Source organism: Roseateles koreensis, assembly GCF_028595305.1.
In the GTDB taxonomy this organism is placed as follows: domain Bacteria; phylum Pseudomonadota; class Gammaproteobacteria; order Burkholderiales; family Burkholderiaceae_C; genus Paucibacter_A; species Paucibacter_A koreensis.
Genome location: NZ_JAQQXS010000005.1, coordinates 108,706 through 124,597, shown reverse-complemented (window position 1 = coordinate 124,597; position 15,892 = coordinate 108,706). Strand labels below are relative to the sequence as shown.

The 15,892-nt window shown below is 63.3% G+C and carries 16 protein-coding genes; 7 read left to right on the top strand and 9 right to left on the bottom strand.

Features of this window, described 5'->3' with window-relative positions; translation table 11 throughout:
- The first annotated feature begins 15 nt into the window (after positions 1-15).
- From PRZ01_RS06895 to PRZ01_RS06880, 4 genes are all read left to right on the top strand, one after another.
- Entirely contained in the window at positions 16-1,518 is a 1,503-nt protein-coding gene (locus tag PRZ01_RS06895) for an FAD-linked oxidase C-terminal domain-containing protein (RefSeq protein WP_409993816.1), read from the top strand.
- Complete coding sequence (gene glcE, locus PRZ01_RS06890) at positions 1,518-2,615, top strand: glycolate oxidase subunit GlcE (RefSeq protein WP_409993815.1); 1,098 nt, start codon at positions 1,518-1,520, stop codon at positions 2,613-2,615. The genes PRZ01_RS06895 and glcE overlap by 1 nt, the downstream gene beginning before the upstream one ends.
- Positions 2,616-2,696: 81 nt before the next feature.
- Positions 2,697-3,953, top strand: a complete 1,257-nt coding sequence (gene glcF, locus PRZ01_RS06885) for a glycolate oxidase subunit GlcF (RefSeq protein ID WP_273596036.1) — start codon at positions 2,697-2,699, stop codon at positions 3,951-3,953.
- 276 nt (positions 3,954-4,229) lie between these two features.
- A complete protein-coding gene (locus PRZ01_RS06880; RefSeq protein ID WP_273596035.1) occupies positions 4,230-5,186 on the top strand; it encodes a DMT family transporter in 957 nt (318 codons plus the stop codon).
- Positions 5,187-5,224: 38 nt separating this feature from the next.
- On the opposite strand, the gene pssA is transcribed toward PRZ01_RS06880, so the two are convergent.
- From pssA to ypfJ, 6 genes are all read right to left on the bottom strand, one after another.
- On the bottom strand, positions 5,225-5,845 hold the full coding sequence (pssA, locus tag PRZ01_RS06875) for a CDP-diacylglycerol--serine O-phosphatidyltransferase (RefSeq protein WP_273596034.1): 621 nt from the start codon (positions 5,843-5,845) through the stop codon (positions 5,225-5,227).
- Positions 5,846-5,919: 74 nt separating this feature from the next.
- Positions 5,920-7,026 carry a nucleotidyltransferase domain-containing protein gene (locus PRZ01_RS06870; protein WP_273596033.1) on the bottom strand — a complete coding sequence of 369 codons (1,107 nt, stop codon included), beginning with the start codon at positions 7,024-7,026 and terminating at the stop codon, positions 5,920-5,922.
- On the bottom strand, positions 7,023-7,937 hold the full coding sequence (locus PRZ01_RS06865; RefSeq protein ID WP_273596032.1) for an HprK-related kinase A: 915 nt from the start codon (positions 7,935-7,937) through the stop codon (positions 7,023-7,025). Before PRZ01_RS06865 ends, PRZ01_RS06870 begins: the two co-directional genes overlap by 4 nt.
- Positions 7,934-8,236, bottom strand: coding sequence for an HPr-rel-A system PqqD family peptide chaperone (locus PRZ01_RS06860; RefSeq protein WP_273596031.1), 303 nt, complete (start codon positions 8,234-8,236; stop codon positions 7,934-7,936). The genes PRZ01_RS06865 and PRZ01_RS06860 overlap by 4 nt, the downstream gene beginning before the upstream one ends.
- A 23-nt stretch (positions 8,237-8,259) precedes the next feature.
- Positions 8,260-8,880, bottom strand: a complete 621-nt coding sequence (locus tag PRZ01_RS06855; RefSeq protein ID WP_273596030.1) for a hypothetical protein — start codon at positions 8,878-8,880, stop codon at positions 8,260-8,262.
- A 226-nt stretch (positions 8,881-9,106) separates the two neighbouring features.
- Positions 9,107-10,009: a KPN_02809 family neutral zinc metallopeptidase gene (ypfJ, locus tag PRZ01_RS06850; protein WP_273596029.1), complete on the bottom strand. Its 903-nt coding sequence runs from the start codon at positions 10,007-10,009 to the stop codon at positions 9,107-9,109.
- Positions 10,010-10,110: 101 nt separating this feature from the next.
- On the opposite strand from ypfJ, the gene PRZ01_RS06845 reads away from it, so the two are divergent.
- Positions 10,111-11,031, top strand: coding sequence for a GGDEF domain-containing protein (locus tag PRZ01_RS06845; RefSeq protein ID WP_273596028.1), 921 nt, complete (start codon positions 10,111-10,113; stop codon positions 11,029-11,031).
- A gap of 41 nt (positions 11,032-11,072) precedes the next feature.
- Here the strand turns inward: PRZ01_RS06845 and trhA are convergent, their stop codons facing one another.
- Positions 11,073-11,711, bottom strand: a complete 639-nt coding sequence (trhA, locus tag PRZ01_RS06840) for a PAQR family membrane homeostasis protein TrhA (protein WP_273596027.1) — start codon at positions 11,709-11,711, stop codon at positions 11,073-11,075.
- A 109-nt stretch (positions 11,712-11,820) separates the two neighbouring features.
- Between trhA and PRZ01_RS06835 the strand changes: the two genes are divergently transcribed.
- The gene (locus tag PRZ01_RS06835) at positions 11,821-12,603 is read left to right on the top strand and encodes a substrate-binding periplasmic protein (RefSeq protein WP_273596026.1); all 783 of its coding nucleotides are present in this window, start codon (positions 11,821-11,823) and stop codon (positions 12,601-12,603) included.
- Positions 12,604-12,624: 21 nt separating this feature from the next.
- On the opposite strand, the gene PRZ01_RS06830 is transcribed toward PRZ01_RS06835, so the two are convergent.
- Complete coding sequence (locus PRZ01_RS06830; protein WP_273596025.1) at positions 12,625-14,325, bottom strand: alkaline phosphatase family protein; 1,701 nt, start codon at positions 14,323-14,325, stop codon at positions 12,625-12,627.
- Between the two features lie 140 nt (positions 14,326-14,465).
- Entirely contained in the window at positions 14,466-15,074 is a 609-nt protein-coding gene (locus PRZ01_RS06825; protein WP_273596024.1) for a diguanylate cyclase domain-containing protein, read from the bottom strand.
- Between the two features lie 247 nt (positions 15,075-15,321).
- Here PRZ01_RS06825 and PRZ01_RS06820 point away from each other — a divergent pair, with 247 nt between their 5' ends.
- The gene (locus PRZ01_RS06820; protein WP_273596023.1) at positions 15,322-15,891 is read left to right on the top strand and encodes an ECF-type sigma factor; all 570 of its coding nucleotides are present in this window, start codon (positions 15,322-15,324) and stop codon (positions 15,889-15,891) included.
- Position 15,892 lies beyond the last annotated feature (1 nt).

The following is a 15,892-nucleotide window of genomic DNA, read 5'->3' as shown; positions in this document are numbered from 1 at the left end:
CTGAAAGGCCCCCGTTTGAGCACCGCCCTGCCGCCGCCCGCTGTAGACCCCACCCTGCGGGTGCAAACTCAAAACCGCGTGGTGACGGCCCTGCTCCAGCACCTGCCAGCGCACGCCCTGCTGTGGCACACCGAAGACACCGTGCCTTACGAATGCGATGGGCTGACCGCCTACCGAGAGCGGCCCCTGCTTGTTGCGCTGCCTGAAACCGAGGCCCAGGTGGCCGCCGTGCTGCAAACCTGCCATCAGCTGAACATTCCGGTGGTGGCCCGGGGCGCTGGCACAGGCTTGTCGGGTGGCGCCATGCCCCACGCGCAAGGTGTGACCCTGGCTCTGGCGAAGTTCAAGTCCATCTTGAAAATCGACCCTGTTGCCCGCACCGCGCGCGTGCAATGCGGCGTGCGCAACCTGGCCATCTCCGAAGCCGCCGCCGCGCATGGGCTTTATTACGCCCCCGACCCCAGCAGCCAGATCGCCTGCACCATCGGCGGCAACGTGGCCGAGAACTCAGGCGGTGTGCATTGCCTCAAATACGGACTCACACTACATAACGTATTACGTGTACGTGGCTTCACCATGGAAGGCGAGGCCATCGAGTTTGGCTCCGAGGCGCTGGACGCAGCCGGGCTGGACCTGCTGAGCCTGGTGATCGGCAGCGAAGGCATGCTGGCCGTCATCACCGATGTCACGGTCAAGCTGATCCCCAAACCGCCGCTGGCGCGGTGCATCATGGCCAGCTTCGATGACGTGCGGCGGGCGGGAGACGCGGTGGCACAGATCATTGCGGCCGGCATCATTCCCGCCGGGCTGGAAATGATGGACAAGCCCATGACCGCGGCGGTTGAAGACTTTGTGCACGCCGGCTACGACCTGTCCGCCGAGGCCATTTTGCTGTGCGAAAGCGACGGCACCCCCGAAGAGGTGGCCGAAGAGGTGGCGCGCATACAAGCCGTGCTCGTTGCCAGCGGCGCCACCCGCATCGAGGTGAGTGCCGATGAGGCGCAACGCCTGCGTTTTTGGAGCGGCCGTAAAAATGCCTTCCCTGCGTCGGGCCGCATCAGCCCCGATTACATGTGCATGGATTCGACCATTCCGCGCAAGAATCTGGCCGCCATTTTGCTGGCGATTCAAGAGATGGAGCAGAAGTACCAACTGCGCTGCGCCAATGTGTTCCACGCCGGAGACGGCAACCTGCATCCGCTGATCTTGTTCGACGGCGCCGACCCCGACCAACTGCGCCGCTGTGAAGAGTTTGGTGCCGAAATTCTCGAAACCAGCGTCGCCCTTGGCGGCACGGTCACCGGGGAACACGGTGTCGGTATCGAAAAGCTCAACTCCATGTGCGTGCAATTTTCAGCCGAGGAAAACGCCCAGATGCAAGCGGTCAAACAGGCCTTCGACCCGGCCGAACTGCTCAACCCCGGCAAGGTCATTCCGACCCTGCACCGGTGCGCAGAATATGGCCGCATGCATGTGCGCCGCGGCCTGCTCGCCCACCCTGATCTGCCGAGGTTCTGATGGGCATGCAGCTCGAAGAGATTCAAGCGCAGGTACACGCCGCCAGCGCCAGCGCCACACCCCTGCAACTGCGCGGGCATGGCAGCAAAGCCTTTTATGGCGAAGCCCCGCGCGGCGTGGTGCTCGACCTGAGCGAATTCAGCGGCATCAGCAGCTATGAGCCCAGCGAGTTGGTGGTGACCGTCAAAGCCGGCACCCCCATCACCGAGCTGGAGCAAATGCTGGCCGAGCGGCAACAGCATCTGGCCTTCGAGCCCCCGCGCTTCAAAGGGCCGGGCGGCCAGGGTACGGTCGGCGGCATGGTCGCCACGGGCCTGAGCGGCCCGGCCCGCGCCAGCATGGGCGCGCTGCGTGAACATGTGCTGGGCGTCACGCTGCTGAACGGCCGGGCGGAGGTACTGAGCTTCGGCGGCACGGTCATGAAGAATGTGGCGGGCTACGACATTTCCCGTCTGATCGCCGGCTCCATGGGCATTTTGGGCGTGATTCTGGAAGTCTCCTTGAAGGTCTTGCCGCGCCCCGTGGCACAAGCCACCCTGCGCTTCGAATTGGGGCAGGAGCAGGCGCTGCAACAACTCAACCGCTGGGGCGGGCAGGCCCTGCCCTTGAACGCCAGCGCTTGGTGGGACGGCGCGCTGCTGCTTCGGCTGGCTGGCGCCCAGGCGGCGGTGGACGCAGCCACCCGCACGCTGGGTGGTGAGCCCATCGACACCGCCCTGGCCGAACCCTTCTGGCAAGGCTTGCGCGACCACCACGACGAGTTTTTCCAAGGCGCCGAACGCGCGCTGGAACATGGCGCCAAGCTCTGGCGCCTCTCGCTCCCGCAGACCGCACCCGCCCTGACCCATCTGCACGGCGAACAATTGATCGAATGGGGTGGCGCCCAACGTTGGGTCACCACTGCCCTGCCGGGACGGCAAATTCGTGAAGCCGCAGCCCAAGTGGGCGGCCACGCCACGCTCTTCAGAGCCGCCGACAAATCCGCCGGCGCTTTTGCCCCCCTGTCGGCGCCGATCAAACAGCTTCACCAACGCCTGAAAAAATCATTCGACCCTCAAGGCATCTTCAACCCGGGGAGGTTGTATGGCGACCTTTGATGCATTGAACACCCCGGCCCAAACTGCCGGATCGCCCGCCGACTTTGGCTGTCGGGCTTTCAGCCACCGGACACTTGACTGATGCAAACCCAGCTCGCCACCGAGTTCCAGAACACCCCCGAAGGCCAGCAGGCTCAGGCCATTTTGAGCCGTTGCGTGCACTGCGGCTTTTGCACGGCCACCTGCCCGACCTTTCAACTATTGGGCGATGAGCTGGACGGGCCACGGGGCCGCATCTACCTGATCAAGCAAATGCTGGAAGGCGCCCAGGTCACACGCAGTACCCAAGAACATCTGGACCGTTGCCTCACCTGCCGCAATTGTGAGAGCACCTGTCCGTCGGGCGTGCAATACGCCCAGTTGCTGGACATCGGGCGGGAGATCGTCGAAGCCAAGGTCCAGCGCCCATCCGGCGAGCGCGCAGTGCGCTGGTTGCTGAAAGAAGGCTTGACCTCGCCCGCCTTTGCACCCGCGATGAAACTGGGCCAGTGGGTACGCCCGCTGCTGCCGGCCAGCCTGAAGGACAAGGTGCCGGGGCCGGCACCGCGCGCCGCTCACGACTGGCCGCGCCAGCAACACGCACGCAAGGTCGGTCTGCTGCTGGGCTGCGTGCAACCCAGCATGGCGCCCAATATCAACAGCGCCACCGCCCGCGTGCTCGACGCCGCAGGCATCCAGACCATGGTGGCCGATAGCGCAGGCTGCTGTGGTGCCATTCGCAGCCATTTGAACGATCACGCGGGCGGCCTGGCCGATATGCGCCGCAATATTGACGCCTGGTGGCCTTTGGTAGAGGGCCTGACCGACGCGGGTAAGGTTGAAGCCCTGGTCATGAATGCGTCGGGTTGCGGCGTTACCGTGAAAGACTACGGCCGCGCACTGGCGCATGACCCCCACTACGCCGACAAGGCGGCCCGCATCAGCGCCGTCACCCGCGATCTCAGCGAGCTGTTGCCTGAGTTGCTACCCGCCCTTCAGGCACGCCTGCCCGCCTTGCCCGCAGGCCAGACCCGCGCCAAGCTCGCCTATCACCCGCCGTGCACTCTGCAGCATGGTCAGCAATTGCGCGGCGGTGTCGAGCAGAGCTTGCGAGCGCTCGGATTTGACCTTCAACTGGCCTCTTGCGACAGCCATTTGTGCTGCGGCTCGGCAGGTACCTACTCCATCTTGCAGCCCACGTTGTCAAAACAATTGCGTGACCAGAAGCTGCGAGCCCTGGCGCCGCTGCATGCGCAGACCATCGTCTCGGCCAATATCGGCTGCATCCAACACCTGCAAAGCGGTACGCAAACACCGGTGCGGCACTGGGTGGAGGTGCTGGACGAAGCGCTGGCCTGAAACCGCATGTTCGCATATCGCCCAACTTGTCATAAAACAAGGGCAAACCATAACACCACTGTCATACCGATTCTAGAAAATATAGTTTGGACAACAGGAGGAGGAGCCCGCGAGGGCCCCTGGGCAAGCCAGTGCCGCCATGTGGCGGAATCAACCAGGCATGCCAGGAGCCGGATACCGCCAGGGGTGGTATCCGGCTTTTTTTTGCCCACTGCTGTTCGCGCTGAACACTTCAACACCCGCTGAAGCCTTGCAGGCGTCAGGCACACTGCGCGCATGGGAATTGGACTTCTGTTTGCCTTGGCCGCTGGCCTTATGTGGGGTTTGGTGTTTGTGGCCCCGCTGCTGCTGCCCGAATATCCGGCGGCGCTCTTGGTGGTGGGCCGTTACTTGGCTTTCGGCTTGATTGCCCTGCCCTTGGCGGTGGTGGACGCGAGGGCCTTGCGCAGCTTGCAAATCAAGGATTGGCTGGAGGCCTGCAAGCTCAGCGCCATCGGCAATTTTCTCTACTACCTGTGCCTGGCCGCCGCCATCCAACGCGCAGGCGCGCCCTTGCCGACGGTCATCATTGGCACCCTGCCGGTAGTGATTGCCATCGCCTCAAACCGACGCAACCAGGCCCGCGACGGTTTGTTGCCCTGGCCTCGGCTGGTGCCAGCCCTGCTGTTGATCGGCTTGGGCATTGCCTGCGTCAATCAAACCGAGTTGGCGCATTTGGCCGCGCAAGCGCAGTACCCGATCCGCCGCTACGTTGAAGGCGCTTTGCTGGCCCTGATCGCCCTAGCCTGCTGGACCTGGTACCCCATCCGCAATGCCGACTGGCTGCGCAGCCACGTCGATCGCAACCCACGCGTCTGGGCGACGGCACAAGGCTTGGTGACGCTGCCCATGGCGATACTCGGCCTTGGCCTGCTGTTCGCGCTGCAAGCGACTGGGGCGCCGCTGCTGGCTGCTGACTTCACGCTGCCCCTCGGGCCACGGCCCTGGGCCTTCGCCGGCTTGATGGGGGCGGTCGGGCTGCTGGCGTCCTGGGTGGGCACCCTGTGCTGGAACGAAGCCAGCCAGCGCCTGCCCACCCACTTGGCGGGGCAATTGATCGTCTTTGAAACCCTCTCAGCCCTGGCCTACGCCTTTGTGTTGAACGGCCACCTCCCTTCCCCATTGACGAGCTTGGGCATCACCTTGCTGATCGCTGGAGTGTGGTGGGCCTTGCGAATCAAGCCGGCGCCGTAAATGAAATCATCCACAGGCCCAGCCTGTGAGCACAGATATCAGATCTTGGGAATGCGGATACGGCTGACCATCAACGACCCTGACACCGCATACATCAGCACCAGCGGATGAAAAGTGAAGCCGGCCAACGCCATTTGGCCCAACCACATCTGCTCGCCAATCGCCCCCTGGGCCGCCGCAATGGCCAGCACAAGCACCAGCACCAGAGAGGTGGGAATGGGCGTGCCCTCGAAGTACTTGACCTTGTCGCCCCCGGCGCTGAGTGCTTCAGCCGTGATATTGAAGCGGGCCAGGCGCGAAACGCCACACGCCACAAAAAACACCAGCACGATGCGGTCATACAAACCCTGCATGCCGCAGCCGTAGGCAATGGCCGCGGGTGCCACGCCGAAGGAGATGATGTCCGCCAGCGAGTCCAGCTCGCGGCCCAGCACCGACTGCTGTTGGCGCCAGCGGGCAATGCGCCCGTCCAACACGTCAAACACCAGGGCCACGGGAATCAGCGCACAGGCGTAATACAGGTGCGCCACCTCGTGGCTCTGCAGAAAACTCATCACCGCAAACAAGGCACCCATGCCGGCAAAAGCATTGCCCAGCGTGAACCAGTCTGCCAGATGGAATTCACGAATCATTGAAAAGGGTTTAGGACGTTGGCTCATGGCGCAAAGCATAAGCGATGCCCCGCCCGTCGCGATGACAAGCGAGCCCAGCCGGCGCAACGATGGTCAGCCGCTCAGGTTTTGGCCTGCACAACGACCTCATCGTCCGGATCGCGCTTGAAGGTCTTGCGGATCAGGTGCGGCAGCAGCAAATGCAAGGGCATGCGCATCCAGTGCGCGCGCAGGTAGAGCCAGCGGCGGGCGGCTCCCGTGCCCGCGCTTTCGCAGCTGGGGTGGTCGGGCTGCAAAGCGCGAATGAACACGGCATCCATCAACCGCAACACCAGAGCGTTAGGCGCAAGGTCTTGCAAGGCTTGGTGCGCTTGCTGGGGCACAGGGGTTTGCAGAATCAAAGCGGTGTAGCGCAACGCGTAAAACAGCACCCGCCCCACGCCCAGCTCGCGCGCCCGTTGCTGCAGCGAAGGCCAAAACTCAGCGTGCCCGCCGAAATGGCGCAGCAAGGCGTCCAGGTCCACCAGATCACGCAAACCCTTGTCGAACTCACCATCCAGAAACAAATGGCAGGCGCTGTGCAACACCAAGTCCGCATCGCCCAGCCGGGACAAGCCCGGCCAAGCTGCCAGGGGCTGGGCAGCGGCCAACAACAAACCGGCGTCCAGGCGAATGCGCCCACTCAGCGGCAGGATGTTGTGGTGCACGTCGATGACGGTTTCCCGCAAGGCGTGCTGCATGGGGGGGATTTCATGCATCCACTCGCGGTAGTAACGCTGGTCATATGCGTCATGGTGACTGTTTTGCCAGCCCGCCGCCATCAACGAAGACTCAACCCCCGGCACGCGCTCACGCGGCACCAGAATGTCCACATCCGAGAACAAACGCCCCTGCGCCACTGGCAACTCCGCCAGCACATAGGCAGCGCCCTTGAGCATCACCACCGGCATGCCCGGCATGTCTTGAAGCGCGGCGGCGATCTGCCGGGCCTCCCAGCGAACTGCGCGCACCTGGCTGTCGGCCACCCGCCGAATCGAATCAAAATGCTTGCGCGGCCCCACGGGCAATTGCGCATGCACCCCAGCACGCTCGAATGCCACCTCCAGCCGTGCCATCAGGTTGGCGCGCCGCGCCTGCTGCATCAACAACTCCCACTGGTGCAAAGGCCAAGCCAGACAGTCCGCCGGACGCGCCAAGGCCTGCACCAGCAAACTGGCGCGGGGGTTCATGCCGGCACCTCTGCCAGCTGATTGAAGTACGCGGCGGCGGCCTCCAGATCGCTGTACTCGAAGCGCATGCAGTTGGCGGCGCTGACCATGCCGACCAAGGTTTCAAAACCCTGCCGCCCGTGCAGGTGGTAGTTGAAGGCGTTGTCCACCAAGGCCATCATGGCCTCGCCTCGGGCCAAGGGCTTGGGACACACGGGGCTTTGCGCCACATAACGCGGAAACACCACCCACGCCAGCCGTGCCCGCTCCTGGTTGCGCAAAACGCTGTCGGCAGGCGGTTTCATGTGCGCGACGGTGCCTTTCACGGTGTCACGCGTAAGCGGCCCGAACACGGCCGCCGGCGCAAAGCGCTGAATCACCTCGATGGAGCGGTTCTTCAAGCTAACGGGACGTGCCAGCGGCACCAACTCACCGCTAACGGGATCAATCAGCGTCAACTCATCCGACAACAAACGCCAGCCGCGATTCACCAGACCCGCGCACAAAGTACTTTTGCCCGAACCGGGTGGCGCCGGCAGCACGATGGCCCGCCCGCCACGCTCAACCACGGCGGCATGGATGATGATGTACTGATGGCAGTGCCCGGACACACACCAGTTCAGGCCCCACTCCAGCATGGCCGAGGCATGCGGCAAAGCCATGGGTTTGAAGGGTTGAATGCCCTCGAAGCTGAACTGTGCCTGGGGTCGCAGCCAATGTCGCAAGCCGTCAACCGCATCGATGCGGGTGTCGAAGTCGCAAAAATCTTCTGCCATGCCCAGTTGCTGGTCGGCGTACAAGGTGGCCAAGGCGCCCGCCACAGACTCCAGCTGCGAGCGGATGCGCACCCGCACCGGCCCGGTGTGCAAGAGCACCCCTTCGCCACGCAAACGCCGGGACAGCTCGCCGGGTTGCAGCTCGACCAGCCTCACGACGCCACGCGCTCGATCAAACCGAGCTGCCAAAGGTAGTTCAAGCTGCGCTGCATTTGATCCAGCAAGGTGTCGGAGGGCTCTTCGCTCAGCAGGTGGCGCGCCAACTCAGGCGTCTTCCAAGCACGCGCCGGTGATTCCAGCAAGCCCTGGAGCAAGGCGCTGCCGCTGGCTGTGAGCAAATGCGTGTCGCCCGAAAGGGCGTTGAACACGAGGAGGTCTTCGTCCAGCCAACGCAAGGTGAGCGCATCGGCAAACGCCGCACGCCAGCACGGCGGCACGAGAGAACCCTCTGTCACCACGTCCGCAAGAACGGAATGCGTCAGAATGAAACGCCAACACCCATGGTGTAGTCAAGGTATTTGCAGATCTTGGCCGCAGACCAAACCGCCTCACCTGACGTGGGCCTGTAGCCGCCCGCCGAGCAATAGCCCGACCAGATCGCCCGAATCTGAATGAGAGACGGCACGGTCTGGCCCGCCAAACAGTTGAGGTAGGCCGCGCCAATCCGCTGGCTGACCGCTTTATCGTCAGACGTGCCCCCACAACTGCCCTGCAAAACCTCCAGCAAGGTATTCGACGCATACTTGCTCGTGCTCGGGAAACAAGTCGAGAAATTTGCTGTCGATTTGCACGAGCTGGGCCAATGGGTCGTGTCGCCAGACCAGTCGGCTGGCCGCTTGCGCACGCCGCAGGTCGGGTCAGACACGGTACCCACCTGCCGGCTCACATTGGCCGACTGAAAACCGGTGGGGCCATGGCACTCGGCATTGCTGCCTGCCAACACCGGCCGGCTGGTCACAGTCATGGCCACAGGTGCCAGCGCCAAGCCGCCCTTTAAAAGGCGGCGGCGGGCTTCAAGCTTGTCAGCCGGCAGACCGGCACCCAAGCCATGAGCTGAGTCTTGCTTGGTGTCGAGCGAAGTTTGATTCTGCTGGTTCATGTCCGTAGGTTCCCTGCCGCTATGTTGTGCACCCTAGCCGACAGGATTGACGACCGACACCAAGCGATGTGATTGGGACGAAGTGTTTCATACAACACCCCTCTCCACCACCGCCCGCACACCCTTGAACAGGTGGTTGCTTTCAGATTGCGGTAATTTTTTGGGTAGTTTTACCCGCTCCCTGCCGAAATACCTCGGGATGACCGGGCAAACCGGCCACATAGCCTCAAAGATTGGGGCTGTCAAAGGTATTGCACGCCTTCAATTGCCCCGCGTCCAGACCGGCTTTGAACCAACGCACCCGCTGCGCGCTGCTGCCGTGGGTGAAGCTCTCGGGCACTACCGTACCCTGGGCCTTGCGCTGCAAGGTGTCGTCGCCAATTTGCGAGGCAGCATTCAGCGCCTGTTCTATATCGCCTTGTTCCAGCCAACCTTTGCTGTGCTGCGACAGATTGGCCCAAACACCGGCGTAGCAATCGGCCTGCAACTCCAACCGCACGCTCAGGGCGTTGTAATCACGCTCAGACATGCGTTGGCGGGCACGGTCCACTTTGTCGGTGATGCCTTGCAAATTTTGCAGATGATGGCCCACCTCATGGGCAATCACATACGCTTGCGCGAACTCACCCGGCGCACCCAAACGGTCACGCAAGGTGTCATAGAACGACAGGTCGATGTAGACCTTGCGGTCGGCCGGGCAATAGAACGGCCCCATCGCGGTCTCACCCGTGCCGCAACCCGTTTGGCTGCGCCCGCGGAACATCACCAGATGCGGAGGCGGGTACTTCTGCTGCTGGGCCGCGAAGTAGGCGCCCCACACATCTTCGGTATCGGCCAACACCGTGGCAACGAAGCGGGCACCCTCATCCTGCGGCTTGGCGCCGGGCGCGTGCTGCGTGGCGGGCGCACTCACCGGCGCACTGCCGCCGCCACCGCTCATCAAACCCAGCACCGTCAAAGGATTGATGCCAAACACCCAGGAAACCAGCAAGGCGACAACGATGCCGCCCAGGCCGACGCTGCGGCCGCCGCCGATTCCAAAACCGCCACCACCCCCTGCGCCGCCCCCACCGTCATCACCGCGCTGGTCTTCGACGTTGTCGCTTTCGCGTTGACCTTCCCATTTCATCGACCGGCTCCTGTGCATCTCTGTTCAGCGGATTGTGCAGCCAGTCTTGCCGAAGGGGCGGGCAACTGGCCCCAAAATAGGCCCATTCCATGGAGATGCCGATGAGCGACATCCACGACCCGCATGACCCTGCACTGACTGCACAGCTGATGGCTTGCCATGACGACAGCCCCTTGCTGACCGCCCTGTTCGATGAGCACGACGTGCTGCGTTATGCCAACCCGGCATTTCAGGCCGCCTATGACGTCGAGCCTGACGGCCAGTTGAACTGGGCCGCCATCATGCGGCACAACCACGTCACGCGACGCGGCGCCATGATCGAAACCCAAGACATCGAGGCCTGGATTGCCTCGGTACTTTCACGTCGCGGCAAGACCGCTTTCCGCGCTTTTGAAGCCGATCTGAGCGATGGCCGCTGGATCTGGATGACAGAGACCCTGCAAAAACAAGGCTGGCTGCTGTGCGTGGCCAGCGACATCACCGCGCTACGGCAAGACAGCCGGGCCTTGCGGCAGGCCCACGCCCGTGCCCTGGCCGCCGCCCAAACGGATGTACTCACCGCCCTGGGCAACCGCCGCCATGGCCTGCTGATGCTGGACCAGGCACTGCTCGACGTCGACCATTGGCCGCTGTGCGTGGCCTTGATCGATCTCGACGACTTCAAGCAAATCAACGATCAGTTGGGACACGCCGCTGGGGATGCCGCCCTGATTCACTTCGCCCGCCAGTTGCAAGCCACAAGCCGGCGTGAAGATGGCTGCTCCCGGCTGGGTGGCGATGAATTTTTATTGATTTTGCCGACCGCCGGGCAGCCGCAGGCAGAAGCCATCATCCAACGCCTGATTGAACGAGTGAACCAAGCTCGCCCGTTGCCCGAGCATCCGCAAATGGGCTACAGCTGCTCCGTGGGCTTGGCCCAGGCCCAGTGGGGTGAAAGCAGCGAGGTGCTGCTCAGCCGCGCTGACGCGGCGCTCTACCGCGCCAAACAAGCCGGCCGCAACCGCTACGCGGTGGCAGACTGATCAGCCGGCCACGCTTCAACTCGCAAAGCCGACCGACACCCTCAGGCGGCGTACCAGAGCGCAGCAAAAAAATGGCAGCAACTGCCCGCCAGCACAAAAATATGCCACACGAAATGGGCGTAACGAATGCGGTGGTCCAGCAAAAAAACCACCGCCCCCAAGGTGTAGGCCAAACCACCCGCCGTCAACCAGGCCAACCCGGCGCTGTCCATGCGCCCCATCAGGGGCCCGATCGCCACCACCACCAGCCAACCCATTGCCACATACAGCCCGGTCGACCAATAGGGGTGGCGCAGGCGGTTGAACAACTTGGCCGTCACGCCCACCGCCGCGCTGGTCCAAACCAGGCCGAACAGCGTCCAACCCCAAGCGCCATGCAGCACACCCAAGGCAAATGGCGTGTAGCTGCCGGCAATGAAAATGTAAATGGCCGCATGGTCCAGGCGATTCAGCCACAGCTTGACGCGCCCTTCAGGCACCGCGTGATACAGCGTTGACACCAGGTACAACAGCATCATGGTGAGCGAAAACACGCAGGCAGCCACGACATTGAGCGTGCTGCCCTGGCGCGAGGCCGCCACGGCCAAAATGGGCAAGGACGCCACGGCCAGCAAAAAGCCCAGGCCATGGCTGATCGCGTTGGCGATTTCTTCGCCCAAAGATTGATTTCGTGGGGTCATCGGTGCATTCTTGCAGCTTGGCCGGCCCAACACCCCGTTGGCGGCAGCCCTCTCGCATTGTTTTTGCGTCATGTCAAACATCAAGCATCCAAGTTCGTGTCGTGCGGCCTTGAACCGGCGAAACCTGCTGACTGCAGGGTTGATGGCCGGGCTGACTGGCGGGATGGCCATCGCTCCGCCTGCATGGCCCCAAAGTGCCGAGGCCGACATCATCGTCATGCTGGAAGACTTGCACCCCTACTCCTATCGCGACACGCAAGGGGCGCCGGCAGGTTATGCCGTCGAGATCGCCCATGAGATGCTCCGCCGCGCCGGGCTGAATGGCCGGTTTGAAATCACCTCCTGGTCGCGTGTCCTGGCCAAGGGCCGCACGGTACCGGGGGTGTTGATCCCCGCCATTGTTCGCTTGCCTGAACGTGAAAAAGAGTTTTACTGGGTGGGTACAGCGGCACGCCGCCAAGCCATGCTGTACCGCCGGCGGAACCGCGCGGATATCTCGGTGAGCTCGATGCAAGACATTCACCGCTATCGCACGGCAGTGGTCATCGGCGATGCCTCCGAACATGAAATGCTGGCCCTGGGCTTGACGGCAGAACGCCATCTCGACCGCAGCGCCGACTACGGCATCGCGCTGCGGCGTTTTTTTTCAGACCGGGCCGATCTGCTGGTCATCAGCAAATCCCTGGCCCCCACCGTTCTCAAGCAATATGGCTACAACATCGCCGATCTGGAGCCCGTGCTGAAGTTGCGTGAATCCGCATCCTCCGTCGCTTTGAGCCTAGGCACCGAAGCCGCCACCCGCAACAAACTCCAGCAGGCGTTTGACGCCATGCACCGCGATGGCGCGCTGGCCGAGTTGGCCGCCCGCTATCCGGCGATCACGCTGGATTGAGCGCGCCGGCGTCGCCCCGCATCAATGCGCAAGCGTCGGCGCAGGCAAAGGCAACGCCCGGCCTTGCGCCTGGGCAGGCACACGCACGTGGAGGAGCTGCGCCAGCGTGGGCGCCAGATCAGCCACTTCAACAGCGCCCTTCACCTCGCCCTGCCCCACCCAGGCGGGGCCCCAGGTGAGCATCGGCACATGGGTGTCGTAGGCATAAGGCGTGCCGTGCGAGCTGCCTTGCGGCCGGCTCGAAAACAGCCAGCCCGGTTTTGCCACAATCTGCAGCGGCGCCGCACGGTCGGGGTGCCAAGACTTGCGCATCGCATCCAGATACGGCGTTTGCTTGTCATCGCTCTGCAGTTGCGCCAGCGTGAAGACATCGGCAATGCCGTCCATCTTCAACAGCAAGCCCTTGGCAGCCTGGTACACCACCGCTGACTTGAGGCCGCGCTGGGCGATCAAGGGCTCGTTGAACAACAGCCCCGCCGCCGAAGCGTGCGTCACCCAAGTCCCGGCGCCGAACTGAGCGGCCAGGCTGGCATTGAGCGCCGCGATCATCTTGCCCGGGTCCACACGGCCGGCGTCACGGCCTTGCGTGCGAGCCCACTCCGGCGTGTCGGCAAAGCCGTGGTCGGCGGTCAGTACGGCCACGTAGTTACCGGCACCGATCTTGGCGTCCAGGTACTGAAAGAATCCCTGCAGGTAACGATCCAGGTACAGGAAGTGGTCGTGCGACAAACGCGACTCCGGACCAAAGGCGTGGTTCACGTAGTCGTGGCTGGACAAGCTCACCGACAACAAATCTGTCTTGGCGCGCGTGCCGCCGCCCAGGCCTTCTCCCTCGATCGCCGCACGGGCGAAGGCCAGAGTCAGTTCATCGCCAAAAGGTGTGGGCAAAATTTTCGGATAGAACTGCGGGCCGATTTGGTCCAACTTGGCACCCAGCACCACAGGCAGGCGGTTGCCATTGCCCGCGTCGGCCTGCCAGGCCTGGCCGTCCGGCACCGAACGGGCGTAGGCCGCCTCAGGCAGCAGTGGCGCCCAGGTCTTGTGGAAATAGGCATCGGCCGGCTTGGCGGCGTTGAAGTTCTTCACCCACTGCGGGTGCTCGCTCATGTAATAAGTGCTGGAGGCGAACTGGCCCGTCTCACCCATGAACATATACGCTTGGCCCTTGTGGCCGCCCGGCAAAATCGCCCCGCGGTCCTTGCCCGACACCGCAATCACCTTGGCCGCCGGGTCTTGCTCGCGTAGCACATCGCCCACCGTTTCAGCATGCAGATTGCGCGGGCTGGTGCCGGCCAGCGGCGCCGTCTTGTTATCGATATAGGTGTAGGCGGCATCGCTGGTGCAGTACACCGACTGGCCGGTTTTGGGGTCGACCCATTCATTGCCGATGATGCTGGTGCGCTGCGGGTAAGCGCCCGTCAGCATCACCGAATGGCCGGCCGCCGTCACCGTGTGGCCATGGGCGTAATGGGCATCGGCAAACCAGGTGCCCCGATCCAAAAAGCGCTTGAAGCCGTCGGGCTGCAGCTGATCCCGGTACGCCAGCACCTGGCGCATGGGCAGGCCGTCAATCACCATGAACACCAGCAGCTTGGGCGCAGGTGCCGCGCTGGCTTGCGCCGCAGGCGGGGTGGCTGCGGGCGTAGCCCCCGGGCCCGATGTGGAACAGGCTGACAGAGCCGCCAGCGACAGCAGCGCCACCGAGATTTTGAGCTTGAGCATAGAGCTTGAAGTAAGAAGTTTGAACCAGGTCGCAGCCGGTATAACCCACCCGCGCCAGCACACAAGCTTAACTTCACGGTGTGACAGCTTGTCACACAAGTAGGCCAATCGGCACACCATCCGCGCCGCCTGGCGCACACTCAGCGTCCAAGCAGATGGCGCGCGGAGGCCTCGCTCACAGGCAGATGGTGGATTTTTTGCCGCTCACCCTGCAAGGCTTGCAGCGCCAGCCCCAGCAAATCCCTGGCGCACAAGCGCTGCCCCACGCCGCAGGCGGAGGCCATGCGCAGGCTCAAGGCAATGCCCTGCTGCTGCACCTCATACGTACCGCCCAATTGCCGCGCCAGGCGTTGCTGCACCAACAAAGGCTTGACCTGCGCCATGTTCTGCAGGATCACGGCAAACAAATCTTGCCCTACGCGCGCCACCACATCGCGGGCCCGCACCCGCGCACGCAAACGGTCACCCAGCGCCACCAGCACAGCACCGCGCTGCAAATCACTGATCTCTTGCGGGCCGTCGCGGTGAAGGCTGTGAGGCGCGATCAGCAGCAGCGCGGGCTCCGCACCGAAGCGGCGGCTGCTCAACAACTCCCTGTGCAGCAACTGCGCCAGCGCGGCCTTGTCCGGCAACGCCACCACCACCCGGCTCGGCGGGCTTGCAGGTTGGTCTGACGACCTGTTTGACGGCTGAGCCAATGTTGAACCCAAGGGCAGCGGTGAATCCATCTCGGCAGGGTGCAAAGGCATAGGGAGCTCACGAGGAATAAAGTTGAGGCCATGACTGCAGCGCGCGTTCTCCAACAGGCCTCCCCAGACCTTGCGAACAATCATGCCCTCATCACTTGAAACGCAATCGAGTCGCCATACCCGACACGCCAGGCTCAAAATATTTTTAAAAGCATAGGTTTCACCGACTCCGGCGAGAATCTTGCTTCGATCTAACTTAGGTCTTGTCCGCCCCCCGCATCCCATCCCCAGCCAGCCCCATCCCAAAGTGAGCACCAGCGCCAGCGAAATCACCCAAATGCTTCAGGCCGCCGCCGCTGGCGATGCCCAAGCGGGCGCGCAAGCCATGCAACTGCTGTATGCCGACCTGCAGCGGTTGGCGCACAGCCGCATTCAACGCTCGGGCGAGATAACCCTGCTGGACGCCACCGGCTTGGTGCACGAGTCCTACCTGCGTCTGCAGGCCCAGGGGCAGCTGGAATTTGCCGATCGCGGCCACTTTTTGGCTTATGCCGCCAAGGTGATGCACAACATCGTGATCGACATGGTGCGGGCCCGCCAGGCCCAACGGCGCGGCGGCAACGACTGGCACGAAGTCACCTTCAACACCGCCATCGCCGAACTACCCGCCCAGCGTGACGACGAAATCATGCGCGTGCATGAAGCCCTGGCAGAACTGGCGGCGATGGAGCCCCGGCTGGCGCACGTGGTGGAAATGCGTTACTTCGGCGGACTGCTGGAGTCTGAAATCGCCTTGAGCCTAGGCATCACTGAACGCACCGTGCAGCGCGACTGGCAAAAGGCCCGGCTGTTTCTCTCCATCGCCCTGCAAACCTGAG

Bases quoted from the DNA above. Each gene is read 5' to 3' on its own strand.
- ypfJ (WP_273596029.1), bottom strand. From the start codon at position 10,009: ATGAAATGGGAAGGTCAACGCGAAAGCGACAACGTCGAAGACCAGCGC.
- PRZ01_RS06880 (WP_273596035.1), top strand. From the start codon at position 4,230: ATGGGAATTGGACTTCTGTTTGCCTTGGCCGCTGGCCTTATGTGGGGT.
- PRZ01_RS06825 (WP_273596024.1), bottom strand. From the start codon at position 15,074: ATGCCTTTGCACCCTGCCGAGATGGATTCACCGCTGCCCTTGGGTTCA.
- glcF (WP_273596036.1), top strand. From the start codon at position 2,697: ATGCAAACCCAGCTCGCCACCGAGTTCCAGAACACCCCCGAAGGCCAG.
- trhA (WP_273596027.1), bottom strand. From the start codon at position 11,711: ATGACCCCACGAAATCAATCTTTGGGCGAAGAAATCGCCAACGCGATC.
- PRZ01_RS06870 (WP_273596033.1), bottom strand. From the start codon at position 7,026: ATGAACCCCCGCGCCAGTTTGCTGGTGCAGGCCTTGGCGCGTCCGGCG.
- glcE (WP_409993815.1), top strand. From the start codon at position 1,518: ATGGGCATGCAGCTCGAAGAGATTCAAGCGCAGGTACACGCCGCCAGC.
- PRZ01_RS06830 (WP_273596025.1), bottom strand. From the start codon at position 14,325: ATGCTCAAGCTCAAAATCTCGGTGGCGCTGCTGTCGCTGGCGGCTCTG.
- pssA (WP_273596034.1), bottom strand. From the start codon at position 5,845: ATGAGCCAACGTCCTAAACCCTTTTCAATGATTCGTGAATTCCATCTG.
- PRZ01_RS06855 (WP_273596030.1), bottom strand. From the start codon at position 8,880: ATGAACCAGCAGAATCAAACTTCGCTCGACACCAAGCAAGACTCAGCT.
- PRZ01_RS06845 (WP_273596028.1), top strand. From the start codon at position 10,111: ATGAGCGACATCCACGACCCGCATGACCCTGCACTGACTGCACAGCTG.